General features: G+C 68.3%; 21 protein-coding genes, 1 tRNA gene and 3 pseudogenes. 11 read left to right on the top strand and 14 right to left on the bottom strand.

Annotated elements, in window-relative coordinates; all coding sequences use genetic code 11:
• Nucleotides 1-21: 21 nt before the first annotated feature.
• Nucleotides 22-1,083, top strand: coding sequence for a YIP1 family protein (locus IE212_RS14110; RefSeq protein WP_190198150.1), 1,062 nt, complete (start codon nt 22-24; stop codon nt 1,081-1,083).
• Between the two features lie 66 nt (nt 1,084-1,149).
• Here the strand turns inward: IE212_RS14110 and IE212_RS14105 are convergent, their stop codons facing one another.
• Both IE212_RS14105 and dcd read right to left on the bottom strand, forming a co-directional pair.
• A complete protein-coding gene (locus IE212_RS14105) occupies nt 1,150-1,647 on the bottom strand; it encodes a phosphoribosyltransferase (RefSeq protein WP_190198149.1) in 498 nt (165 codons plus the stop codon).
• Nucleotides 1,648-1,659: 12 nt separating this feature from the next.
• Nucleotides 1,660-2,235, bottom strand: coding sequence for a dCTP deaminase (gene dcd / locus IE212_RS14100; protein WP_030245554.1), 576 nt, complete (start codon nt 2,233-2,235; stop codon nt 1,660-1,662).
• Between the two features lie 528 nt (nt 2,236-2,763).
• Here dcd and IE212_RS14095 point away from each other — a divergent pair.
• Nucleotides 2,764-2,837: transfer RNA gene (locus IE212_RS14095), tRNA-Gly, on the top strand.
• Nucleotides 2,838-3,133: 296 nt separating this feature from the next.
• Here IE212_RS14095 and tgmB read toward each other — a convergent pair.
• From tgmB to IE212_RS14080, 3 genes are all read right to left on the bottom strand, one after another.
• Nucleotides 3,134-4,159, bottom strand: coding sequence for an ATP-grasp ribosomal peptide maturase (tgmB, locus tag IE212_RS14090; protein ID WP_229864295.1), 1,026 nt, complete (start codon nt 4,157-4,159; stop codon nt 3,134-3,136).
• Nucleotides 4,156-4,467, bottom strand: coding sequence for a putative ATP-grasp-modified RiPP (gene tgmA / locus IE212_RS14085; protein ID WP_190198148.1), 312 nt, complete (start codon nt 4,465-4,467; stop codon nt 4,156-4,158). The genes tgmB and tgmA overlap by 4 nt, the downstream gene beginning before the upstream one ends.
• Before the next feature lie 276 nt (nt 4,468-4,743).
• Nucleotides 4,744-5,325 carry a hypothetical protein gene (locus IE212_RS14080; protein WP_229864293.1) on the bottom strand — a complete coding sequence of 194 codons (582 nt, stop codon included), beginning with the start codon at nt 5,323-5,325 and terminating at the stop codon, nt 4,744-4,746.
• A gap of 107 nt (nt 5,326-5,432) precedes the next feature.
• Between IE212_RS14080 and IE212_RS14075 the strand changes: the two genes are divergently transcribed.
• Together IE212_RS14075 and IE212_RS14070 are read left to right on the top strand one after the other, a co-directional pair.
• On the top strand, nt 5,433-6,647 hold the full coding sequence (locus tag IE212_RS14075) for a helix-turn-helix domain-containing protein (RefSeq protein WP_190198146.1): 1,215 nt from the start codon (nt 5,433-5,435) through the stop codon (nt 6,645-6,647).
• The gene (locus IE212_RS14070; protein WP_190198145.1) at nt 6,644-7,186 is read left to right on the top strand and encodes a flavoprotein; all 543 of its coding nucleotides are present in this window, start codon (nt 6,644-6,646) and stop codon (nt 7,184-7,186) included. The genes IE212_RS14075 and IE212_RS14070 overlap by 4 nt, the downstream gene beginning before the upstream one ends.
• A gap of 559 nt (nt 7,187-7,745) precedes the next feature.
• On the opposite strand, the gene IE212_RS14065 is transcribed toward IE212_RS14070, so the two are convergent.
• Nucleotides 7,746-7,982 carry a hypothetical protein gene (locus IE212_RS14065; protein WP_190198144.1) on the bottom strand — a complete coding sequence of 79 codons (237 nt, stop codon included), beginning with the start codon at nt 7,980-7,982 and terminating at the stop codon, nt 7,746-7,748.
• A gap of 465 nt (nt 7,983-8,447) precedes the next feature.
• A complete protein-coding gene (gene lipB, locus IE212_RS14060; RefSeq protein WP_190198143.1) occupies nt 8,448-9,149 on the bottom strand; it encodes a lipoyl(octanoyl) transferase LipB in 702 nt (233 codons plus the stop codon).
• 143 nt (nt 9,150-9,292) lie between these two features.
• Between lipB and IE212_RS14055 the strand changes: the two genes are divergently transcribed.
• Nucleotides 9,293-10,423: a threonine synthase gene (locus IE212_RS14055; protein WP_308430208.1), complete on the top strand. Its 1,131-nt coding sequence runs from the start codon at nt 9,293-9,295 to the stop codon at nt 10,421-10,423.
• Nucleotides 10,424-10,715: 292 nt separating this feature from the next.
• On the top strand, nt 10,716-11,030 hold the full coding sequence (locus IE212_RS14050; RefSeq protein ID WP_190198348.1) for a hypothetical protein: 315 nt from the start codon (nt 10,716-10,718) through the stop codon (nt 11,028-11,030).
• Between the two features lie 446 nt (nt 11,031-11,476).
• Here IE212_RS14050 and IE212_RS14045 read toward each other — a convergent pair whose 3' ends face one another.
• Together IE212_RS14045 and IE212_RS14040 are read right to left on the bottom strand one after the other, a co-directional pair.
• Nucleotides 11,477-12,697: an FAD-dependent monooxygenase gene (locus IE212_RS14045; protein ID WP_190198141.1), complete on the bottom strand. Its 1,221-nt coding sequence runs from the start codon at nt 12,695-12,697 to the stop codon at nt 11,477-11,479.
• Complete coding sequence (locus IE212_RS14040; RefSeq protein ID WP_190198140.1) at nt 12,694-14,091, bottom strand: MFS transporter; 1,398 nt, start codon at nt 14,089-14,091, stop codon at nt 12,694-12,696. The genes IE212_RS14045 and IE212_RS14040 overlap by 4 nt, the downstream gene beginning before the upstream one ends.
• 280 nt (nt 14,092-14,371) lie before the next feature.
• Between IE212_RS14040 and IE212_RS14035 the strand changes: the two genes are divergently transcribed.
• Nucleotides 14,372-15,007 carry a TetR/AcrR family transcriptional regulator gene (locus IE212_RS14035; protein WP_190198139.1) on the top strand — a complete coding sequence of 212 codons (636 nt, stop codon included), beginning with the start codon at nt 14,372-14,374 and terminating at the stop codon, nt 15,005-15,007.
• Between the two features lie 331 nt (nt 15,008-15,338).
• Here the strand turns inward: IE212_RS14035 and IE212_RS14030 are convergent.
• From IE212_RS14030 to IE212_RS35770, 3 genes and pseudogenes are all read right to left on the bottom strand, one after another.
• Nucleotides 15,339-16,011 (bottom strand): annotated as a pseudogene (locus IE212_RS14030) (sensor histidine kinase); the annotation flags it as partial.
• Nucleotides 16,012-16,128: 117 nt separating this feature from the next.
• Nucleotides 16,129-16,917 carry a calcium-binding protein gene (locus IE212_RS14025; RefSeq protein WP_190198138.1) on the bottom strand — a complete coding sequence of 263 codons (789 nt, stop codon included), beginning with the start codon at nt 16,915-16,917 and terminating at the stop codon, nt 16,129-16,131.
• An 878-nt stretch (nt 16,918-17,795) separates the two neighbouring features.
• A pseudogene (locus IE212_RS35770) lies at nt 17,796-18,121 on the bottom strand (tyrosine-type recombinase/integrase); the annotation flags it as partial.
• Between the two features lie 66 nt (nt 18,122-18,187).
• On the opposite strand from IE212_RS35770, the gene IE212_RS14015 reads away from it, so the two are divergent.
• The 4 genes and pseudogenes from IE212_RS14015 to IE212_RS34925 all read left to right on the top strand — a co-directional run.
• On the top strand, nt 18,188-19,138 hold the full coding sequence (locus tag IE212_RS14015) for a helix-turn-helix domain-containing protein (RefSeq protein ID WP_190198137.1): 951 nt from the start codon (nt 18,188-18,190) through the stop codon (nt 19,136-19,138).
• A 17-nt stretch (nt 19,139-19,155) separates the two neighbouring features.
• A complete protein-coding gene (locus IE212_RS14010) occupies nt 19,156-19,377 on the top strand; it encodes a hypothetical protein (protein WP_190198136.1) in 222 nt (73 codons plus the stop codon).
• A gap of 358 nt (nt 19,378-19,735) precedes the next feature.
• Nucleotides 19,736-21,718, top strand: a complete 1,983-nt coding sequence (locus IE212_RS14005) for an APC family permease (RefSeq protein WP_190198135.1) — start codon at nt 19,736-19,738, stop codon at nt 21,716-21,718.
• Nucleotides 21,719-21,845: 127 nt separating this feature from the next.
• A pseudogene (locus IE212_RS34925) lies at nt 21,846-21,953 on the top strand (DNA-binding response regulator); the annotation flags it as partial.
• 17 nt (nt 21,954-21,970) lie between these two features.
• On the opposite strand, the gene IE212_RS14000 reads toward IE212_RS34925, so the two are convergent.
• Together IE212_RS14000 and IE212_RS13995 are read right to left on the bottom strand one after the other, a co-directional pair.
• Complete coding sequence (locus tag IE212_RS14000; protein ID WP_190198134.1) at nt 21,971-22,789, bottom strand: ABC transporter permease; 819 nt, start codon at nt 22,787-22,789, stop codon at nt 21,971-21,973.
• Entirely contained in the window at nt 22,786-23,799 is a 1,014-nt protein-coding gene (locus IE212_RS13995; RefSeq protein ID WP_373301387.1) for an ATP-binding cassette domain-containing protein, read from the bottom strand. Before IE212_RS13995 ends, IE212_RS14000 begins: the two co-directional genes overlap by 4 nt.
• Nucleotides 23,800-23,809: the final 10 nt, after the last annotated feature.

Below are 23,809 nucleotides of genomic sequence, written 5' to 3'. Positions count from 1 at the left end.
AAGGGGCCTTCCCCTTAAGGGATGTCACAGCTCGGCCGCAAAGCCGGGCCCGGATGCCCGGGCCCGGCACACCACCGCCGCGGACCAGGTACGTTCGAAGACGTGGCTGGATTCAGGATCGGACGCGGCCGGAACAACGGCGCTCCTCAGACGCGACCGCAAAACCCCCCGTACGGGCAGCAGACGCCGCAGGGGCCGTCGTACGGCTACCCGCAGGCGCCCCAGCAGCCGTACCCGCGGCAGCAGCACCCGCACGGCAACGGCGGCCGCCCCGGCGGCCCCACCTGGCCGCAGGCGCACGCGGGCCCCGGCGGCCCCGGCGGTCCGGGCGGTCCGGGCGGTCCCGGTGGTGGCTACGGCGACCAGGGGGAGCCGGAGTACTTCGGCGACGGCGCGTACCCGCACGGCCCCCAGGGCCCGCACGACCCGTACGCGGCGAACAACCCGGGCCACACCCAGGCCTTCGCGGTCGGCGAGGACCCCTACACCCAGGGCGACACCTACCGCGCCGGCTCGGCGGCCCCGGCCCCCGGCCCGGTCGGCCCGCGCCTGCACTGGAAGGCCCTGCTCCGCGGGATCGTCCTCTCCCCGAGCCAGACCTTCCTCCAGATGCGGGACTACACGATGTGGGGCCCGGCCCTCGTCGTCACGTTCCTCTACGGCCTGCTCGCCGTCTTCGGCTTCGACGGCGCCCGCGCCGATGCGATAAACGCCACACTCTCCAACGCGGTCCCCATCGTCCTGACGACGGCCGTCGCCATGGTGATCAGCGCGTTCATCCTGGGCGTGGTCACCCACACCCTGGCCCGCCAGCTCGGCGGCGACGGCGCCTGGCAGCCCACGGTCGGCCTCTCCATGCTGATCATGTCCCTGACGGACGCGCCCCGCCTGGTCTTCGCGATGTTCGCCGGCGGCGACGCGACGTTCGTGCAGATCCTGGGCTGGGCCACCTGGGTCGCGGGCGGCGCGCTGCTCACCCTCATGGTCAGCCGCTCCCACGACCTGCCCTGGCCGAAGGCGCTGGGCGCGTCGGCGATCCAGCTGATCGCGCTGCTGTCGATCGTGAAGCTGGGCACGGTCTGAGGCGTCACGCGCACGAACAAGGGGCTCCCCTCGGGGAGCCCCTTGCCTTTCGGTTCTTGGCCGCTGTCAGGCGTCCAGCACCTGTCCGGCCCGCCGCACCACCGGTGGCTCGACGGACCACGGGAAGTTGATCCACCGATCGGTCCGCTTCCACACGTACTCGCACTTCACCAGCGACTGCGACTTCTCGTAGATGACGGCACTGCGCACCTCCGCGACGGTGTCGAGACAGAAGTCGCGCACCAGCTTGAGCGTCTTGCCGGTGTCGGCGACGTCGTCCGTGATCAGCACCTTCTTCTCGGAGAAGTCGATCACGTTCGGCACCGGGGCGAGCATGACGGGCATCTCGAGAGTCGTCCCCACCCCCGTATAGAACTCCACGTTCACCAGGTGGATGTTCTTGCAGTCGAGGGCGTAGGCGAGCCCGCCGGCCACGAAGACACCGCCGCGGGCGATGCTGAGCACGATGTCGGGCTCGTACCCGTCGTCGGCGATGACCTGCGCGAGCTCGCGCACGGCGACGCCGAACCGCTCGTAGGTCAGGTTCTCGCGCGGCTCACTCACGTCCGGGGCCGCTCACACCTGGGTCCGGTGGAAGTTGAGGAAGGACCGGGAGGCGGTCGGCCCGCGCTGCCCCTGGTACCGCGACCCGTACCGCTCACTTCCGTAGGGGAAGTCGGCGGGCGAGCTGAGCCGGAACATGCACAGCTGCCCGATCTTCATGCCCGGCCAGAGCTTGATCGGCAGGGTGGCGAGGTTGGACAGCTCAAGGGTGACGTGCCCGGAGAACCCCGGGTCGATGAACCCGGCGGTGGAGTGGGTGACCAGCCCGAGCCGCCCGAGCGAGCTCTTGCCCTCCAGCCGGGAGGCGAGATCATCGGGCAGCGTGATGACCTCGTACGTCGACGCGAGGACGAACTCCCCCGGGTGCAGGATGAACGGCTCGTCCCCCTCCGGCTCGACGAGCCGGGTCAGATCGGCCTGCTCGATGGAGGGGTCGATGTGGGGGTACCGGTGATTCTCGAACACCCGGAAATAGCGGTCGAGGCGCACATCGATACTCGACGGCTGCACCATCACGTCGTCGAACGGATCGATCCGCACCCGCCCGGCATCGATCTCGGCCCGGATGTCTTTGTCTGAGAGAAGCACGCCCCGAGGATACGCAAGGCGCGCGGAGCGCCCACAACCGGACGACTCCGCGCGCCTGCGCAAGCCTTCTGCGTGCTGCTGTGGCCCGCTACCGCTTCTGGTAGCTGACGGGCACGACGCTCCGGAGCCGCGCACATCGCGGGCACCGAAGCAGCCGGCCGGGGCCGAGCCGCTCGGCCTGCTGCATCGGGAACGAAGCGGTGCTGAACACGTGCCCATCGGCACAACGGACGACGGTGCGCTCCATCAAGTCCAAGAGTCCCTTCCCCAAGAGCCGCGTCCGGCTGGTGCTGCCGGACGGCAAAAGCCACAGTACGGGATCAAAAGGACGGCCTTGAAGGCGGCACTCCGGTCCCGCCCGGGGCCCTCGCCGGCACCCCACCGTACGCCCCAACTCCGGTACCCCGCAGTCGCATCCCATGCCTCTCCCGGGCCTGAAAAACCCTCAGGCCCCACGGCTTGAACACCGGGAGCCTGACATGAGGTAAAGTGGCGACCGTCCGGACACCGACTCCGTCGGCGTCTTACGCGGGTGTAGTTTAATGGTAGAACATCAGCTTCCCAAGCTGAGAGCGCGAGTTCGATTCTCGTCACCCGCTCCAGCATGAAGGCCCAGGTCAGAGACCTGGGCCTTGTTGTTGTCTGCACTGATCAGTCCGCGTATGCCAAAAGCGCGCCAGATCCGCACCAGCTTCCCACCACCACAAGGGGCCGCGCGCCTGCGTCCACAGCTTGTGGACGCAGGCGCGACACAGACACGCTCACACGTCACCGCGTCACCGCGTCACCAGCACTCGCAAGATCAGATCTCGCACTCCCCACACACCCGCACAACCACCGGGTCCGGCGACACGGCGGGACTCGGCGGCATCACTCGTAACGGGCTCCGATCGAACTCCTAGAGCGGGTGTCGTAGGTTCGAATCCTGCCGGGGGCACCAGCCGAAAGGCCTCGGACCGATCACGGTCCGGGGCCTTTGACATGCGCTTCTGACCAGGTCGGCCATGGCCTCGAGCATCGGCAAGCCGGTCTCCGGTTCCAGCCAGTACCACTGCCCGGACGGGTTGCACTCCAGGAACCACCATTGCCCCTCGCGGTCGATGGCGAAGTCGAAAGCGCCGAAGACAAGGCCGAAGCGGGCCAGGTACGCGTGCAGGGCGTCGACGATCCCGGGCGGCGGGCTGACCAAGGAGTAGCGCAGACTGCTGTAGTCGGTGCGCCAGTCCAGCAGGTCCGAGTCGATACGGACAGGGAACACCCGGTCACCGATGACGGTCACGCGTACGTCCGCGGTCTTCTCGATCCGCTGCTGAAACAGGTGCGCGGTGCCGGAGACGGCCTCATCGATGTCATCTGCCACCACCTCGGCGACCTCCACGGTGCAGGAAACCCCGTCGATGCGGTACAGCGGCGCTGAGAGAGGCTTGTAGATCACCGGTGCGTAGTGCTCGATGAACGATCCCGCGGCACCCGGGTTCGAGGTGATGACCGTCGGAGGGAGATGGAACCCCGCAGCCGCAGCGGCGGCCAGGCCGGACGGTTTGAACTCGGCGTCCCCGATGCGGTGCGGGTGGTTGACGTACAGGCAGCCGGGAAGCGACGCGAGGACTCCCCCCAGACCGTAGCGGGCCTGAGTGACCGCGAACCGGGCGTCCTGCTCGTCCAGGTGCGGGAAGGTGAAGCCGGAAGGCCGGCGGTAGTACAGGGACCGGACCTGTGTCAGGTCGGCGGTCCGTGACGGCGTGGACAGCGTTCCTTCCACGCCGTTCGATGTGATCGTGGCCGTGACCGACAGGGCGTGAGGAAAGTCCCCCGAGTCGAACCGCACGACGGGGATACCCCGGTCGTGCAGCTCACTGATCACCACGTCGGCCGTGGGGTCGTCCAGATTGGTGACGACCAGCACCGGACCGAGATCGCTCACTGGTCGGTGTCGTTCCCGGTGTCCTGGTCACCGCCACCGCTGCCACCGCCGCCAGAGCCGTCTGACGGGTTACCGGTGTTGGTCGCCGGGTTCGTACCACTACTGGTGCCGTGCTTCCCCATCTCCAGTACATGACCGTCGGCGTCGACGTAGCGAGCCGTCTGGGTAGTTGGGTCGAGCTCGACGCGGGCGTAGCCCGACGCCATCGCCGGATACGGAGCCATGCGCCGCACGCCCCAAGGGGACGGCGTGGCGGCGCCGGACGGCAGAGGCGTCCCGGTCGGGAGCCGATCGGAGTGAGCAAACAAGAGTTCTTCCTCTCTTCTTCCGTTGCTTGACGAGCCCGCCCCGGGGCTCGACCTGTCCTGGGTCGGGGGCCGGTGCGGGAGTCTCCTTGGGTCGGGCGGCGCGGCGTGCGTTCCGGCATTCCCTGCTCAGCCGTACGGCTTCCGGGCATGTCAGCCGAAGGTTCACGGCCTGGTCGTCAGTGGTCGTGCACGTCGGGCACGTCATGCAGTGGGCGGCCATGCGCTCGAACGCGGCTGCCCAGGCGGCGTCGACGGACGACGGATACGCGCGGCCGCTCATGCCTCCGGCTCCGCGGGCATGCAGTGCCGTCCGGCAGCGATCAAGCGGGCGACTTCGACGGGCGAGCACAGCGTCGAGGGCGAGTCCATAGGCGCCGACCAGTAGGTGGCGCGGGGACGAGTCCATTGCACGGCGTCCACTCTCGGCACACCGAGGTAGCTGCCGCGGCCCAGGCAGTCCACGTCCATGGCCCGCCAGTCGTCGAGGGCCTGGTGACAGGTTCTCGGCATGCTCGCGGGGACCAGGGCGTAGTACCGGCGGAAGCGCGGATCGCAGATGACCGGGCCGCCGTCGAGGGTTTCGCGCAGGAACTGGTCCAGCTTGGGGGCCTCGGTGATGCCAGTGAGGGCGACGAGGAGGCGGCCGGGGATCCGCACAGCGGAGAACAGGGTGCCCAGCGGCAGCAGCGTCACCTGATACTGGTCCCATTCCAGCCTGGCGCGGTCACGGCTCGGTGCGGGAAGTGTTGCCAGCAGCCACTGCTCCGAGGCCAACCGCCGGTCAGCGGTGGGGTGAATGAGCACGCCCGGTGCAGCCTCGATCGGTCGTAAGGCCAGATGGCTGTGATCGCTGTTCATGCTCGCGCCTCCCCTGTCGTATGTGGTCCGCCTCACACATGGGACCGTAGGGCGCGGTACAACAGAGGTGGGCACGCACAGTGCGTGCCTTGTACGGGGGCTCCGGGATGGACACTTCAGGCATCGGCCGGCGCATCGCCTACTGGCGAGCCGAACGCGGTTATACCCAGTCGGACTTCGGCCACCTCATGGGCCAGACGAAACGCTGGGTGCAGGACATCGAAGGCGGCAAGCGCCAACAGGACCCGCGGCTTTCGGTACTGATGCGCGCGGCCGAGATCCTCCGCGTCCCCCTGGAGCAGCTCTTGACCGACACTGCGCCCCAGCAGGCCGCAGACAGCGCCCCGCCCGCTGGCGCTCTCCGCGTCATCGACGCCCTGTACGGCCCCGACCGCGACGACGACGTGCCCCCACGGGACGTTCTGCAACGTCGCCTCGACTACTGCTGCGTGGCATTCCAGGCCTGCCACTACGCTGCGCTCTCCCGGGACATGCCCGCACTGATCGGGGACGCCGGGCGGGCGGTGCACGCGGCGCCCGTCGGCGAGCAGGGTGAGGCGCATGCGCTGCTCTCCCGCGTGTACCAGCTCGTCACCTCGTACCTGCACAAGTACGGTGCCGCGACGGCGATCCCGGCGGCGCTCGCCGCTGACCGGGCGCTGGCCGCCGCCGAGCGGTCCGGTGACCCGGTGCAGATGGGCGCGGCCGCCCGGCGGGTCGCGAAGAGCCTCGTACACCAACAGCGTCCGGCCGCGGCGGTCGAGTTCGCGACGGCGGCCGCGCGACGCCTGGCCGACGGGCTCACCGACCGCGGGGCGCTCGGCCTGTCCACCCTCGGAATGCTGTACCTGTCCGCCGCGCTCGCCGAGTCCTCGCAGGAGCGGACCCCCGGGCGCGTCTCGGCGGCGGGCGGGTACGTGGACGAGGCCGGGGACGTAGCCGCACGGCAGGGCGCCGACCTGGACGAGGACTACACCCAATTCGGGCCGACGAACGTCACCTTGCACAGGATGGACGTACTGCTCCGCTTCGAGGACGGATGGTCCGCGCTCGAAGCCGCAGCGGATGCGAGGCCCGAAGCACTCGCGGGAATGACCCGGGAGCGGCAAGCCGGGCACCGGGTCGCCATCGCGCGCGCCTCGCTGCTGACCCGGCGCAAGGGCGCCGCCGCAGCAGCCCTCCTCCAGGCCGACGAACTCGCGCCCGAGGAGGTGCGCGGACGCCCGGAGACGGTGAACCTCGTCAAGGACGTGGTCCGCGTTACCCGGGACCCCGGACCGGCCTTGCGCACGCTCGCCGAGCATTGTGGACTGCGGCCATGACCCAAGTGCTCTACCTCATCGCCTGCGCCGCTGGCCCGACCCAGCACATTGACGACGGCGTCCGCGCCGCGCAGGCCGACGGCTGGGACGTGTGCCTCATCCTCACCCCGTCCGCAGCGACCTGGTGGGAGCCGCGCATGGAGGAACTCGTCGAGCTGACCGGGCACCCTGTTCGGTCGCGGTACAAGCTGCCGTCGGAGAAAGACGCCCTACCGAAGGCCGACGCGATGCTGGTCGCGCCGATGTCGTGCACCACGTTGAACAAGTGGGGGGCCGGCATTTCGGACACTGTCGCCATCGGTATTCCGTCGGAAGCGGTGCACATGGGCGTGCCAGTCGTAGCGATGCCCTACTTCAACCAGGCTCAGGGCGCGCAGCCAGCGGTGGCACGGTCGATTGCTGTCCTGCGCGAGCAGGGCATTCTGGTCCTCGATGGCCCGGACGGATACCAGTCGCACCCTCCGAAGCGGGGGAACCCGCAGGCGTATCCCTGGGGGAAGGCGCTCGCCGGCGTTCGGCGACAGACCGGCGCTCGCTGACCCCGAACACGACGAAACGCCTCCTTCCGCCCGAAGGCGAGAGTGGGCAAGAGCTCTCAAGTCGGCTCGCTCCGCTCGCCGCGCGCAGGCCCGGCCCCCGGCCGGGCCTGCGCTCATGTCTCCGCCCCGCTCCAGCCCGGCCGGCGCCCGCGCTGCGCACACAGCGACCGAGGGCGGCTTGACAGCGCACGCACACTGATACGCGGTGAAACCTTCGATGGGTCCAGGTCTCTTGTCACGGGCCGACCGTCGCGTTCACGCTGGCCGATGACACAAGCCAGTAGCGTGGCTGAGACCGGTGGGGGTGCAGCGAGACACACGCGCGCCTGATCGGTCGACGCACCCGCCATCGTGGCTGACGGTCGACAGCTGAGGCTCAGGCCCCAAGACCGAGTTGTCACCCAGGGTTCTCCGTGGCAAACGAGTCCTTCCATTCGCGTGCCAGATCCTGCGGGAAACCACAGGGAACAGCGGGTACTGGCCACGGTGCGACCAGATGCTGGAGACATGACGGAGCCCTCCCGGAGATCTCGCTTCGGAAGGGTCCCTCTGTCAGTCGTCAGAGGCCTCGGTCTCTGTTCCAGCGGCTCACGTGCATCGCGTAGAAGACGTTGCCAATGCCCGCAGTGAACATGAGCAGCCAGAAGTGGGCCCACAGCGACTGACGCCGACGCCTCAGGCCTGCTCCGCCGATGACAGCTGCGGCAGACGCTGCCGCGGAACTGCTGTTGTTGATGATGATCGTCGGCGGCTGCCCATACGTCTGAGCCGGCTGCTGATCCTGCGGTGTCGCCATGCTGCGTCGACTCCTCGGTGAGCTGAGTGTGCAAGAGCGAGACGCACGATAGGGCGCCCCCGCTCGTCACCGATGTCGAACCAGTTGAACGTCACCCGGTCGGGGCACCTTGCCTCCGTCCGTCTCAGTTCCCTTCTCATTCAGCCCCGTTCACGGCCGTTCAGGCGAGATCCGGAGCCGTTCCCGCACCGGCCGCCAGCCGCCCATGGACCCAGGTGAACGCCCCTGCACCCAACCCAAGGCGTCACCACCACAGTTGGAAATCGTGTTGGCCTGAGATGGCTTTGTCCACAAGATCGGACAGCAGTTGTTCAGCACTTCGGACAGCACTCTGGAGATCTCCCGATTCGAACAGCAAGCTGCTGAAGCGTGAGTACTTGAAGCGGCCCCAGGAGACGTAGCTGCCTACCCACCCGCCTACTTGAATTTGTTGGCGTGCTCGCCGGATTTCGGCCAGGCCAGGGATCAGCCGGACTCGCCTCCGGCGGAGGTCCGCCCTTGATGCCCAACTGCGGGGGCGAGCGGACGCACAGCACCCAAGGCATCGGCCACGGCGTCCCGCACCTGCTCCTCCGTCGGGGTCGGCCTGCCGACGGCCGCCGCCATGCGTGCCAGGGATGTCATGGTCACCTCGGGCAGACCGCATGCGGTGAACGCCGAGAAGGCATTCAGATCCGGCGCGACGTTCAGGGCAAATCCGTGACTGGTCACCCCGCCGCGGATCCGCATGCCGATGGAAGCGATCTTCTCGTGCGTAGGGGTCCATACTCCCACGAGGCTCTGCGACCCCGGTGGGGTGTCGCGGCGCACCGCGGGTAAGCCGAGAGTGTCCAACGCACTGATCAGGCCGTTCTCCAACCACCGTACGACGTCCGCGGGACCGCGCTCACGAAGGTTGATCACGAGGTAGCCGATGAGCTGTCCGGGGCCGTGGTAGGTCGCCTGGCCGCCACGGTCCACCTCGATCAGGGGGATGGACGTACTGCGAGGAAGCTCGTGGGCGGGAGTCCGGGCGCCGTAGGTGATCACCGCAGGGTGGGTCAGCAGGACCAGCCGGTCTTTGATGACACCTTCCTGCCGCTGCCGGACCCACTGCTGCATCTCCGCGACCGCGTCGGAATACGGGACCTTCCCCAAGTCGACCCGCTCCAGCCACTGCTCGTTCACGGCTGTTCCTCCTCCTGAGCGCCCATCACGGTCTTCGTACGCGAGAAGATCGATAAGCTCAAGATGTGACGCCAGCACAGTCTTTGGCAACTCTTCAGCGCTCGCTGGGCGACCCCACGCTCAGCTACCCGTTGTGGCCACCGATGACCAGCGGATGCCCGCGCACCAGCACCGACGAAATCTCCTATCCAGTCGAGGTCGATTACGCCTACGACCAGGTTGACCCGGTCCTGTTCGCCACTGCCACGGGGCGGGGCAGCAGCCTGGATCACTGGGCGCCGCTGCTGCCGCCGCTCGCCGCACCGGGGCTGGGCGAAGGCGGCACACCACTGATCGAGGTGGAAACCGGCGTCTTCATCAAGGATGAGTCTCGTAACCCCACCTGGAGCCACAAGGACCGGATGAACCGGTGTACCGTCAGCGCCGCCGTCGCCTCCGGAGCCCCGGGAATTGTCGTGGCGTCGTCCGGCAACCACGGGGCCTCTGCGGCAGCCTACGCTGCCCGCGCCGGCCTGCGCTGCGTGGTCATCACGGGCCCCGAACTGCCGCCTGCCGTCGATTCTTTCCTGAACGCCTACGAGGCGGTGGTTCTGCCCGTGCCCTGGGAAGCGAGGTGGCCGCTGATGCGCCGGATCGTCGACCGCACGGGCCTGCATCCGGTCAGCAGCCTCACCACCACCCACACCGGCCACGCCTTCGGTCCCGAGGGGTACAAGACCATCGCCTACGAGATCCACCAGGACCTCGGCGTCCCCGCAGCCGTGTTCGTCCCCACGGCGTACGGCGAACTCCTCTTCGGCATCTGGAAGGGATTCACCGAACTTCGGCGCATCGGCCTGACCGAGCGGCTGCCGCGGATGTACGCGTGCCAGCCGACCGCGGCTGCGCCGCTAGCCGAGGCCATGCGGCACGGGGCACCAGCGGCTCACGTCACAGTGGGGCTGACCGAGGCATACTCCATCGTCTCCCCGGTCAGTGGCTACCGCGGCGTGGTCACCATCCAGGACAGCGGCGGCCAGGTCCTCGAACTCAGCGACGCACAACTCGAGACCGCTAACCAAGAGCTCGCCCGAGCCGGCCTGTGGACCGAACTCTCCAGCGCCGCCGGACTCGCGGGACTACGCACCGTCGTAGACCTTGACGGCCCGGTGGTCTGTATCTCCACCTCCAGCGGCTTCAAGAACCGCAGCGTTGGCCTCCGTCGAACCGAGACGATCGCCCCGGATTGGGACGACGTACGCAGCAGACTGCACGCGGCGGGAATTCGCGACTGATGCACGCTCCCCTGACCACATAATCGAACGGCGACAGGGCTGAGTGCTGTCCGAAGTGCTGAACAACTGCTGCCCGATCTCGTGGATAAAGCCAGACGACACACAGCCGCGCACAAGCGTGGACGTCTGCGGACCATCAGCGCAGGTAAAGGACCACCAGCTCAAGGACAGTGAGTATTCCGAGTTGCTTCGAGACAAAGAGGTCACGTGTACAGTCCCGCCAGCGTCAGGGGTGCGAAGTCGGCGACGACTCTCCATTGCCCTGCCACCCTGGACACCACATCCTCGGCGTATGCCGGTCTCTCCTGGTACCCGTGATCTTTGCCGGTCCGTCTTCGCGCCGGACGTGGTGGAGCTGGCCGTTATGGCTCTGGGGACGTACACCGGGCCAGATGAGACGTGGGTTCATCAGGCCGCCACCAGGCTCAACGAAGGAGAGCTTCACCGCCTGGCCCGCTGGTTGAACGAGGCTGAGAGAGACCCGGACACCTTCCGCCGGTACGCCAGCGAGCCCGCCGACGTGTCACCCGAGACACACCGGTTCGCGGTTGAGTTCACCAACGCGCTGATGGACAAGGATGTCCCCAAGCCGCCAGGGCCACGGTAAGCACCGTGCCAGATAGCGCGGGGAGCCACGGGGAACAGCGGTCGCTCACCGAGTACGTCCACACGTCGTGACGTCGCTGCGCAGCAGGTCAGCGCGCCTATCGAGCGTGGAGGACCCAAGCTTCCCAAGCTGAGAGCGCGAGTTCGATTCTCGTCACCCGCTCCACGAAAAGCCCCCAGGTCAGAGACCTGGGGGTTGTTTGTTGCCCAGACCAGTGGGCGTCGCCGTGCGCACCCACGGCGCCCGGGCTCTGCCGGGTACTGCGAGCGCGGGCCAGCGCAGAGACCATCGTCGTCACTGGTACGGGAAGAAGGAATCGGCCGGTCGCCGACTCGCGGCCTGAAGCAGTAGCGTTCCGCGATCACCGCACCCACCGTCACCAGCGCCGGGTCCGGACCTCCGGCCCCGACCGCTCGTGACGCCCGTCATCGGCGCGCGTCCCGGGCTCACGTCATGGGCATGAATTCGGGCAGGGTGAGGGCCGAATGGGCCGGTCGTCCCTCCGTGGAGGGCATGGTGCTGAGTTTGAGCAGCATGTCGTTGCGCTGCTTCAGGGCCCGGGCGGTGGTGGGGAAGAGTGTGGCGTCTCCCTCGCCGACCTGCTCCTGGTTCACGGTCACAAACTCACGGGTGTTGTGTTCGTAGGCGGCGAAGCCCGCGGCGTGTTCCCGGTCGGCCAGGGAGCCGGCGAGCATGTACGCGCCGACGAGCGCGAGGCTGGTGCCCTGTCCGGTAAGGAACGAAGGAGCGTACGCGGCGTCGCCCACCAGCGCGACCCTGCCGCTGGACCAGCGGGGCATGCGGATCTGGCCGACCCCGTCGAAGAACAGGTCGTCCGCGTCGTGCATGGCGGCGACCATGCCCGGGACCTCCCATCCCGCGTCGGCGAAGACCGCGGCGACCTGGTCCCGTTGGGCTTCCGGGTTCCGGAACACGGCGAACGGCGGCTTCGGGTGGGCGAAGGTCAGGAAGGCGTGCACTTCGTCGTCGTCGCCCACGGCGTAGAGCGCAGCGGCCCTACCCGGGGTGTTCCACATCACGGCCTCGTGCGAGAGCCCGAAGGTGTTGCGCAGGGTGAACACGGCGAAGCAGTAACCGAGGTACCTGTGGAACTGCTCTTCGGGGCCGAACAGGAACTCGCGGGTACGTGAGTGCAGACCGTCCGCACCGAACACCATGTCGAACGTACGCCTGCTGCCCCCGCGGAAGGTGACGTCGACCCCGTGGCCGGACTGGTCCAGGGTGTCGATGGAGTCGTTGAACAAGAACTCCACGTCGTCACGGACCGCCGCGTGGAGAGCGCCGGTCAGATCCCCGCGCCGCACCTCCAGGTCCCGTCCCGCGACACCGCCGGTGATGATGTGCGGGGTGACCGAAGCGACCTCGCTGCCGTCCCCGTCGAGGAAGGTCAGCCGGCGCAGGTCGATGTGCGCGTCCCGCAGGCGCGGCAGGAGTCCCATCCTCCGGACGACCTCGAGTGCGGTGCCGCGCACGTCGATGGGGTAACCACCGTCACGAAGCGTGCCCGCCTTCTCGACCACTGTGACGGCGTATCCGTAGCGGTTCAGCCAGAACGCGAGGGCGGACCCCGCGACGCCGGCCCCGGATATCAGGACCTTGCGCCTCGGAGTGGTACGGGTATCCCTCAACAGACCAGTGCGGGTCATTCCTTGACTCCTTTGCTCAGGGCCCGAGCGACAAGCAGGGACAGCGCCGTGACGGCGCCGGCTATGACGAAGCCGGTGACGAAGGCCGATTCGGCCGGGACATCCGACCCGGAAGGGGTCCCGGCGGTGAGGAGCGCGCCACCGATCTGCGCACCCACGGCGTAGCCGAGCACGCGAGTCACCAGGACCAGGCTGGTGGCGATGCCGGTGTCACTCTGATCGACGGACGTGGCGGTGGTGGTCACCAGCGCCGTCACACACAGGCCGTTGGCAAGCGAGATCATCATCTTGCCGATGACGAGGTGCCAGACCTCGGTGTGCACGGCTGCCAGGGCGATCAGGGCGGCGGCCATGAGGACGATCCCGGCGGTGACTACGGCACGCGAGCCGAAACGCCGCGCCCCGATCCCGCCCATCGGCCCGGCCAGCGACGCGGCCACGGCGCCGGGCAGCAGGTAGAAGCCCACCTGGGTGGCGCTGGCCCCGAAGCCGTACTCGTCGGCGGGCACATCGAACAGTTGCGGGACGAGATAGACCGCCATCGAGGTACCGACACAGATCACGAACGTCAGCACGGACGACTTCCATATCGCAGGCCGTGCCAGCATGCGCGGATCGACCATCGGCGAGGCCGCACGACGCTCAACGGCTGTCCATCCGGTCACAAGGGCCGCCAGAACCACGACGAGGGCGCCGAGTACGAGTGGCTGCGAGCCGATGTCGGGCGCGAGCGCGAGCACGAGGAGGAGCGTGACCAGCGTCCCGCTCAGGAGAAGCAGGCCGGGCCAGTCGACCCCGGCGTCGTCCGACCGGCCCGGCGGGTCATGCGGCATCAGCCTGTTCACCAGCATGGTGGACCCGATGACCGCGATCGTCGGCAGGGCGAACATCCAGTGTCGGGACAGCCCTTCCGCCACGGGCCCGGCCGACAGCGTTCCCGCCATGCCGCCGCCCACGAACAGCCCGCTGACCACCCCGATGGCAACCTTCGACTCTTCCGCGGGGAGGTTTTTGCGCACCAGGATGAACGACAGGGGCAGCGCGCCCACCATCGCCCCCTGCAGTACCTGGCCGAGCAGCAGCACGGGCAGGTTCGGCGCCAGGGCGGACACCAGGCCACCGGCCGAGACCACCGCCATCAGCCGGATCAGGACTCGTTTTCCGCCGTAGCGGTCGCCTAACTTGCCGGCGATCGGTGTGACGAGCGCGCCGGTGATGAGCAGCACGACGCTCAGTAACGCCCCTTCGGCTGGACTCATGTCCAGTTCGCGTTGCAGGAGCGGGAGCGTCGGCGTCACCACCGACTCCAAGGCACCGGTGGCGACTGCCAGCATGCCGAGGGCGCCGACAGCGGCCTTTCCGATGCGGACCGGGGGAGCCAGAGTTGCGGTCATGGACGTCCTTTCCGTCATTGCCGGGCGAGTGAGGGTCGGCCGTACGCGTAGCGCTGACGCCTCGCCGGGCCCGGCGCGGAAACAGCGGCCATTCACGCCGGGCGCAGTGTGCATGGTGCTTGCGGACAGGTCCGAGGCGTCCGGCGGGGTGAACCGGGGGCAGCGGTACTCGAGGGGCGCATGCGCGGCTCCGCCGGGCGGAGCGGGTGTACGAGTGCGGCACGCGCCATGAGCAAGACATTACACTACACCGTGCAGTGTAGACAGTTAGGATATGCCCATGCCGACCACGAAGACACTGCGCGAGGGGTCCACGCGGAAGCGGGCCGCCATCCTCTCCGCGGCCCGGGAGCTGTTCCTCGCCGACGGTTTCGACCGGACCAGCGTCGACGCGGTCGCCGCCCGGGCCGAGGTGTCCAAGCGGACGGTCTACGACTACTTCGGCGACAAGCAGACGCTGCTGCAAGCAGTCGTCGACGCCGTCGGCCAGTCACTGATCACCACGATCCGGCGCACTCTCGACGACACTCTCACCGACCTCACCGAGGCCGCCGCCCTCGAGGACGCCCTGGTCACGTTCGCGATGTGCATCGCGACCGACATGCTCGGCTCAGCGGAGTACGCAACGCTGCAACGACTGGTCCGGGCGGAATCCGGCCACCTGCCGCACCGGGGCTACAACTCCATGGCCGACACCCCCGACGAGGCACTTGCCGAGCGGTTCGCCGCCTTCGCCGCGGCCGGGCTGCTCGACGTCCCCGACGCCCGACTCGCGGCCGACCAGTTCATCGCGCTGACCTTCGGCGTCGCGCTGGACAGGCTCGGATCCGCGAATGCCGCGGAGGACACCCGCGTCCGGCCACTCATCGTCGAGGGAGTGCGGACCTTTCTCCGGGCATACCGAACAACCATGTAGGGCTGGGGCAGTACGAAAGAACAGTGCGCCGTCAGCCCACGTTTCCTCCTCCACAGAGCCAAGCCACCGGCCCCGACGCGGGCAAACGAACCAATGGCGAGCGTCGGCCGTTTCCGAGGATGCCGCGCCCATCGGCTTTGCAAGGCAAAACGGGCTTCATCAAATGGATGTCCGACAGAGCCCGCCCAACACAGCGCCCGTCCGTGCATGCGCTCGGCCCACCGGTCTTCGCGCGCCGTGCCCACAGCGTGCCTGTAAGAGCGGACAGCCACGGTCAACAGCGGTGTGATCAGACCCGTGCAACGATGCCGGCCCAATGAATCAGCGCAGGTCAGCAACCATCCGGCCGTGCAAGCGCCGTCGCTTCCCAACGGGGTTGAGGTCGCGTTCCGCGAAGCAGGGCCGATCTGCGTCGGGCGGGTTGTGCTCGGGCGGGCCAGGTGAGGGCCGGTAGTTCGATCGTGTATCCGCCCTGTGGGGTGGGTTCGGCGGTGAGGGTGCCGTCGAGCGGTTCGGCGCGTTCTCTCAGGCCGATCAGGCCGTGCCGGGCGCTGGGCAGGGCGACGGACTGGCGGGTGGGGGCGGTGTTGGTGACGGTGACGCCGAAGTGCTGCGCGTCGTGCCACAGGCGTACCTCGGCGCGGGCGCCGGGGGCGTGCTTGCGTACGTTCGTGACGGCTTCCTGGACCGTGCGGTGGACGGCGCGTTGGGCGGTGGTGCTGATGCCGGGCGGGAGCCTGCTGGTCAGGGTGGCCCAGGTGCCGCTGTTGGCGATCAGCTGCTGGAGGTCGGCGAGGGTGGGCTGGGGCGCGAGTTCGGTTTCCTTGCCGCCGCCGGAGGCGCGCAGCAGGGTGACCATGGGCGGAGTTCGTCGAGGGTGTTCACGCTCAGGTTGCGGATGGTGCGGGCGGCGTCGCGGGCGTCGGGGTCCTTGGCGGCGACTTGCAGGGGGCTCCGGCCTGTACGGCGATGAGGCTGACCTGGTGGGAGACGACGTCGTGCATCGCGGGCCAGTAAGGGACAGGGCAACAACTGAGAGTGCCCTCGCTCCCTTGCAAGGGAGCGAGGGCACTTTTATGTGGTCGCCGTGCGAGCGTGAGCCGTCGGGAGCGGCGGTCGGGTCATTGCACGTCCACGAAGTCGCCGGTGGCCTTGACGGCCGGGGTGGTGGATGTGCCTGCGAAGTTCCAGCGCCAGTAGCCGTCTTCGGACACGGGGATTGTGGTCGTCAGGCTGCCGGTGCTGGAGGTGTACACGGTCTTGATGGTGGTGTAGGTCGCGGTACCGGCCTTGCGGAACTGGAGCTTGACCGGCTGGTTGGCGTAGCCCCGGTAATCGAGCGTGTCCCAGTTGGCGCGGGTGAGCTTGCCGGTGATGGTGAGCGTCTTGCCCTTGGCGATCGGCTCAGGACTCGCGTTGGCGGTCAGCTTGGAGTACCGCTGGAGGCGGGTCGTGGTGTAGGCCCACCGATCGGTGTAGCTGCCGTCGTTGGCCGACACCTGGACTTCGACCTTCCAGGTGCCGGCGTCGGCGTTCGTGAGCCACCAGTCCGGTTCGAAGGTGAAGGTCTTCGAGCAGGTCGACGTCGTACTGCTGGAGGCGACGCAGTCCGCCGGGGTGTTGTTCTCGTTGGGCTCGACGAAGCTGTCGGCGCTGAAGTAGGGGTCGGTGCCGTCCGGGCCCCGCCACAGGTGGAAGTCCGCGTCCCAGATGCCCGACGGGTCGGTGGCGGTCACCGAGACCGTGACCGTCTTGTCGGTCGTGTCGACCACGATGTTCTTACCGCCGTTGACGACGACGCTGTCGACCTGGATGTCGCCCACGTTGTCGTCCGCGTAGGCACCAGGGACGGCGAAGCCTGCCAGTCCGGCGACGGCGGTGAGTACGGCAAGGGCAGCGCGCTTGCGCATGTATCTCCTTCACGGAGCAATGAGAGCGATGAGTGGGAGCCGCCGAACGGAGCGCGGCGGGGCAGTTGATGCCGGTCAGGGGCCGGTGACAGCCTTGATCGTGTACGGGAAGGTCTCCTGCAGCAGATCACCGTGAACTGGGAACTCGGGCGGGCGTCGACCTGGAGCTCCCGGCCGCCCGACGTGAGCGCCTTCGCGGTGCCGAACGCACCGGAGCGGCTGACCAGGCGGGCGCTGGCCTTCGCGTTGCTGTACGGAGGCGTCGCCTTGGCAACGACCGGGTGGAAGACCAGCATGCCGTCGCCGTCGCACCCTCATCCCCCAGTTCACAACGTCATGGCCTCAGGCACAGCGGTCACAGAACTGGCCCGCAGTATCCAGCGCACCTGCATACTCGAACGTCACAGCGCGGTGCGGACAAGCGGTCGCCACGGCCCGCCTCCGCCTGCTCGGTGAGGTCCTTTCGGCGCCTACCGCATCCGCGTCAGGTACTGGGCAATCGGCCGCGGCACGGGCGCGACTCTCGCCCAAGTGCGCACTGAACGGCATCCCCGAAGCGCTCCCGGATCCAGGCACGCCCCCATGTGTGAGCGGTCAGCCGCCCGGCGATACCGCAGAACTCGACGGCGTGCCCCAGGCGTGCCCGTAAGAGCGGACAACCACGGTCAACAGCAGCGCGATCGGGCCCGCACGACGGCGCCTGAGCGACGCATCAGCACAGGTCAGCAGCCATGCGGCCGTGCAAGCGTCGTCGCTTCCCAAGCTGAGAGCGCGAGTTGGGTTCTCGTCACCCGCTCCATGCCAAACCCCCAGGTCAGCGGCCCAGGGGTTCTTTGTTGTCCACCCCGGTGGGCCGGTCGTGCACCGTAACCGCACCATCAGCCCTCGGCAGCCTCGTCACTCTGATGCGCGGGGTCGTCCTTGTGGGACTTCGCACGCTCGGCGCGCACGAGGTCGTCGAGCCCGGCGGCCACTCCCCGTTGCCGCTCTCGTCGGTGTGCTAGTGGATCAGCGCGACCTCCTCGGAGGACTGCCCGGCACGCACCTCCGTCCTGAGGGTGGTACCGGAGCGGGTCGAGAGGGGGCGCCCGGTGTTGCGGAGGTCGTAGAAGCGGAAGCCGTCCGGGAGACCGACGACCGCGCGGACACGGCGCCGCTTCCGACCGAAGGAGGTACGCCGGAAGGGGACGCCCTTCTCGCCGACAGCCCTCACAGCGAGTTTCTGGCCCACGGTTGAGTCTCCTGTGAGGGGAGACAGCAAGCTGGGGGCATGGACAGCGACATGCTCTATTCCATCGGAGAACTATCCCGCCGGACCGGCCTGACGGTGAAGACCATTCGGTACTACTCCGACAAGGGCATCGTCCCGCCTACCGGCCGTAGCCCGGCGGGCTACCGGCTCTACGGCCTCGACGCCGTCGCACGCTTGGACCTGGCCCGCACGCTGCGCGATCTCGGGCTCGACCTGGCGACCGTACGCAAGGTGCTGGACCGGGAGGCCTCCGTACAGGAAGTCGCGGACGCACACGCCGACGCCCTGGACGTACAGATCCAGACGCTCCGCCTGCGCCGGGCAGTACTTCGAGCAGTCGCCAGACGCGGCCCCACCACCATGGAGATGGACCTCATGCATCGACTCGCCACGCTCTCCCAGGCCGAACAACGCCGGCTGGTGGCCGACTTCATCGACGACGCCTTCAAGGGCTTCCACGCCAACCCCGAGTTCGTTGCCCTCATGCGATCCGCAATTCCCGAACTCCCCGACGATCCCACACCCGAACAGGTCGGGGCCTGGGTGGAACTCACCGAACTCTGCCAGAACGCAGAGTTCCGTACCGCAGTACGCCGCATAGCTGAGGACCAGGCGGAAGAGCCGTCCCCACAGGACGTCAGCGGTCTGCACGATGGTCTCAACCAAGCGATGCGTGAACGAATCGACGAAGCCGTATCCACCGGCATCCTCCCGGCCTCCGCCACCACCTCGCCCCTTGCCGAGTTACTGGGCGGGCTCTACGGCCACGCATTCGAGAGTGCCGGCGACGGTGACCTCCGCCGCTGGATCCTCGCCCGCCTGCAGCCGACCGCCGACCCGCAAACCCGGCGTTACTGGCAGCTCCTGGCGACGACCAATGGATGGCCTGCATCACCATCACTCGCTCCCGTCTACACGTGGTTCACCACCGCCTTCCGCGGTGTTTCTGCCACCGCAGCGACGTCTTGAGCTCCGGAGGGCATCACGTGAAGTACGGCGTTCTACAGATCCTCGGTGTGGCTCTCGTTGTCCTTGGGGGGCAGGGAGCTATCCGTCAGCTCGTCGACCACGGCAACGCCGGCCTGCTCGGCTGGCTGCCGGGCGGATTCGCGGCGAGCGTCACCGTCCACGTTGCCGCCGTCGCCATCGGCGCGGTTGTTTCGGGCTGGGCCCGCAGCAAAGCGAAGGCTGTCGGGCGCAGAAGCTGACAGGTCGACTGGAGGAGCACGCGGCAGGCACGCCGAGACAGTGCAAAGCCCTGTGCACGTGTCTGGTCCCAGATGATGTTTGACGTTCTGGTCCCAGCACATGGCGGGGGGATGTCGGTGGTGCACTGGTGCCCCTCCCCCTGAGAGCCCTCAGAGCAGGACGTCTTACCTGGGAGCCATGGGGGAGCCGATTCGCTCCTCGCACCCCCACCTGAGGCCCACCGTCGGCCGGCTCACACATGACTCGGTACTAGGTGGCCGGGTAGGGAAACCGCATACTCGGTGATCGTTGCGGTGCCGTCAGTGCGGTGGCCGCTGCGACCGATTCGGTGGTCGGACAAGGAAGGGCATGGGGGACATGAGTAGTGGCAACCGGCTGATAATGCCGGAGTCGGTGGACAGTCCGGCTCTGCGGACGCCGCCGGCGGGCAAGGCGGCACGGTGGCTGCTGCGTCACCAGGTGCAGCCGGTCGGGCCGGCAGCCGGGGAGAGCCATGCCGAGCCGCATGCCTGGTGGAAGGTGATGTGCCTGACCGGGGTCGACTACTTCTCCAGTCTGGCCTACGTGCCGGCGATCGCCGCGCTGGCCGCCGGGGCCGTCTCTCCGCTGGCGACGCTGCTGATCGTGGCGTTGACGTTGCTGGGGATGCTGCCGATGTACCGGAAGGTGGCCAGGGAGAGCCCGCACGGCGCCGGCTCGGTCGCCATGCTGGAGGATCTGCTGCCCTTCTGGTGGGGCAAGCTGTTCGTTCTGGTCCTGCTCGGGTTCGTGGCCACCTCGTGGATCATCACCATCACCTTGTCCACGGCGGACGCCTCCGTACACGTGGTGGAGAACCCCTTCTTCCCCTCCGTCCTCCACGGACACGAGGTCGCCCTGACCGTAGGACTGCTGCTGATCCTGGGGGGTGTTTTCCTGCTCGGGTTCAGTGAGGCGGTCAGTGTCGCCATCCCGCTGGTCGCCGTCTTCCTGGCGCTCAACGCGGTGGTCATCGGTGTGGGCCTGGTCCATGTGTTCACGACGGACGGTGCGCTGTCGGCCTGGACAGACGCGCTCGTCGACGGCGGAGGCGGCTTCGGTGACCTCGCCGGCCCGGCGCTGCTGGCCTTCCCGCTGCTGGTGCTGGGGCTGTCGGGCTTCGAGACCGGTGTGAGCATGATGCCGCTCGTGGCCGCCGAGGGCGCCGACGCCGAGCAGCGGCTGCGCTCGCGGATCCGCAACGCCCGCCGGCTTCTGACCACGGCCGCTGTGATCATGAGCGTCTACCTGCTGTCCGCCAGCTTCGTGACCACCGTCCTCATTCCGGAGGGGGAGTTCGAGCCCGGCGGTGCGGCCAACGGCCGGGCTCTGGCCTGGCTGGCCCACGAGCATGTCAGTGAGGCGTTCGGCACCGCCTACGACATCAGCACCATCCTCATCCTGTGGTTCGCCGGCGCTTCCGCCATGGCAGGACTGATCAACATCGTTCCCCGCTACCTGCCCGACTACGGCATGGCCCCCGAGTGGGGACGCGCGGTGCGTCCGGTCGTCATCGTGTACACCGCCCTCTGCATCCTGATCACCATCGCCTTCGACGCCGACGTCGACGCCCAGGCCGGTGCCTACGCCACCGGGATCCTGGCGATGATGGTCTCCGGCTCCTTCGCCGTGACCGTCTTCGTGGCGCGCAACCGCCGGCGCGCGAGTACCGTCGGCTTCGCCCTGCTCACCGCGGTCCTGCTCTACGCCCTGGTGGCCAACATCGTCGACAAGCCCGACGGCATCGCCATCTCCGGCTTCTTCATCATGGGCATCATCATCGTGTCGCTGATCTCCCGCGTCTCGCGCACCACCGAACTGCGCGCCGACCGCATCGTCTTCGACGACAACGCCCGCGGGTTCATCGCCGACACTCTCGCCCACGACGAGTCCATCAACATCATCGCCAACCGCCGCGAGGCCGGCGACCTCGCCGAGTACAGCGCCAAGGAACGTGAACAACGCGGCACCAACCCGGTGCCGGGTCCTGCTGACGTGCTCTTCCTGGAGATCGACGTGGTCGACCCGTCCGACTTCAGCGATACGCTCACCGTGCACGGCGTCGAAGTCGACGGCTACCGCGTCCTGCGCGCCGAGGCGCCGGCCGCCCCCAACGCCATCGCCGCCATCCTTCTCGCCCTGCGCGACGCCACCGGCGTGCGGCCGCAGTGCTACTTCGCCTGGGCCGAAGGCAGCCCCCTGGTGCACATGATCCGGTACTTCCTCCTCGGTCGCGGTGACACCGCCCCGGTCACCCGCGAGATCATCCGCAGCAACGAACCCGACCCCGACCGGCGCCCCGGTATCCACGTCGGCGGCTGAGCCCGTCGCCTCCGCCTGGGAGACGCGGCGGACCGTCGACCGAAGGGGAACAGACGTGAGGGCACTTCAACTCGACATCGCGCTCAAGGACCTCGTGGCCCATAGTTGACGAGTTGAAAGAGAGGCACTGACGCATGACCGGGTGCTCGTGGTGGAGGACGACCCTCAGCTCCTACGGGCCTTCGTCATCAGCTTGCAGGCGCGTCACTACGCCGCCCCGAGCGGACGAACCGCCGGAGGCGGTCCGCGCGGTCACTTCGGGTCGCGGTTGAACACCGCCTTGGACCAGCGGTGGCCGAGCGCCGCCAGGCCCAGGCACCAGACGATGGTGATCCACCAGTTGTCGCCGATCTCGGTGCCGAGCAGCAGTCCGCGCAAGGTCTCGATGGCGGGCGTGAACGGCTGGTACCGGGCGATCGGCTGGAACCAGCCCGGCATCGCGTCGACCGGGACGAAGGCGCTGGAGATGAGCGGCAGGAAGACCAGCGGCAGCGCGTTGTTGCTGGCTGCCTCGGCGCTGGGGCTGACCATGCCCATCCCGACCGCGATCCAGGTGAACGCCAGGGCGAACAGAGCGAGCAGCCCGAATGCCGCGATCCACTCCAGGACCGTGGCGTCCGTGGACCGGAAGCCGATGGCCACGCCGACGGCGCCGACGAGAGTCACGCTGATGACCGACTGCACCACGCTGCTGATGACGTGTCCGATGAGCACGGAACCGCGGTGGATCGCCATCGTGCGGAAGCGGGCGATGATGCCCTCGGTCATGTCCATGGAGACGGACACCGCGGTGCCGACCAGGGTGCCGCCGATGGTCATCAGCAGGATGCCCGGAACGAGATAGGCGATGTACTCCGAGCGGTCGGCGCCGCCACCGCCGATGCCCGCGCTCATCACGTCGCCGAAGACGTAGACGAACAACAGCAGCAGGACGATCGGCGTGAGCAGCAGGTTCAAGGTGAGGGACGGGTAGCGTCGCGCGTGCAGGAGGTTGCGGCGCAGCATCGTGGCGGAGTCGCGCAGGGCGAGGGAGAGCCGGGCCGGGCGGGCGGACGCCAGGTGGGTGCTCATCGGACAGCCTCCTTGGGCTGGTCGGTGCCGCCGGTCAGGGCGAAGAACACGTCGTCGAGGTCGGGGGTGTGCATGGTCAGCTCGTCGGCCTCGATGCCGGCGGAGTCCAGCCAGTCGAGGATGGAACGCAGCTCGCGCTGGCTGCCGTCGCTGGGGATCCGCAGCGCCAGCGCCTCGTCGATGGGGGTCCCCCCGCTCGAGCGCAGCCGAGAGTGGGGGAGGGTGACTTCACGCAGCGCGGAGGCGGCTCTCCGGTACGCGGACGGGTCGGTGAAGCGCAGACGGACGTGCCCTCCGGGGATCAGCCGTTTCAGCTCGTCGGCGGTGCCCTCGGCGGCGATCCTGCCGTCGTTCAGCACCGCGATGCGGTCGGCGAGCTCGTCGGCCTCTTCCAGGTACTGGGTGGTGAGGAAGACGGTGACGCCGCCCGTGACGAGTTCGCGGATGATCTGCCACATGTTGTGGCGGGAGCGCGGGTCGAGGCCGGTGGTCGGCTCGTCGAGGAAGATGATCCGCGGCTTGCCGACCAGGGTCATGGCGATGTCCAGGCGGCGTTTCATCCCGCCGGAGTAGGTGGAGGCGGGCTTCTTCGCGGCCTCGGTGAGGTCGAACCGCTCCAGCAGCTCGGCGGCGACCTGCCGCCCCTCGCTCCTGGACAGGTGGTGCAGGTCCGCCATGAGGAGCATGTTCTCCTCGCCGGTGATCAGTCCGTCGACGGCGGAGAACTGCCCGGTGACACCGATCGCGGCGCGCACCCCGTCCGGGGAGGTGGCGACGTCGTGGCCCGCGACCCGGGCCTGTCCGCCGTCGGCGGTGATGAGCGTGGACAGGATCTTCACGACGGTGGTCTTTCCCGCGCCGTTGGGCCCGAGCAGCGCGAACACGGACCCGGCGGGGATATGCAGATCGATGCCGTCCAGGACGGTCTTGTCGCCGTACGACTTGCGCAGACCGACGGTGGAGACGGCGGCCGACGACTGCGAATCCTCACCCCGTCTGGACGTGGGCATGACAGATGAA

This window comes from Streptomyces djakartensis, from assembly GCF_014651075.1.
Taxonomy (GTDB): domain Bacteria; phylum Actinomycetota; class Actinomycetes; order Streptomycetales; family Streptomycetaceae; genus Streptomyces; species Streptomyces djakartensis.
The sequence above is the reverse complement of the archived record's forward strand: the minus strand, read 5'-3'. Positions and strand labels throughout refer to the sequence as shown.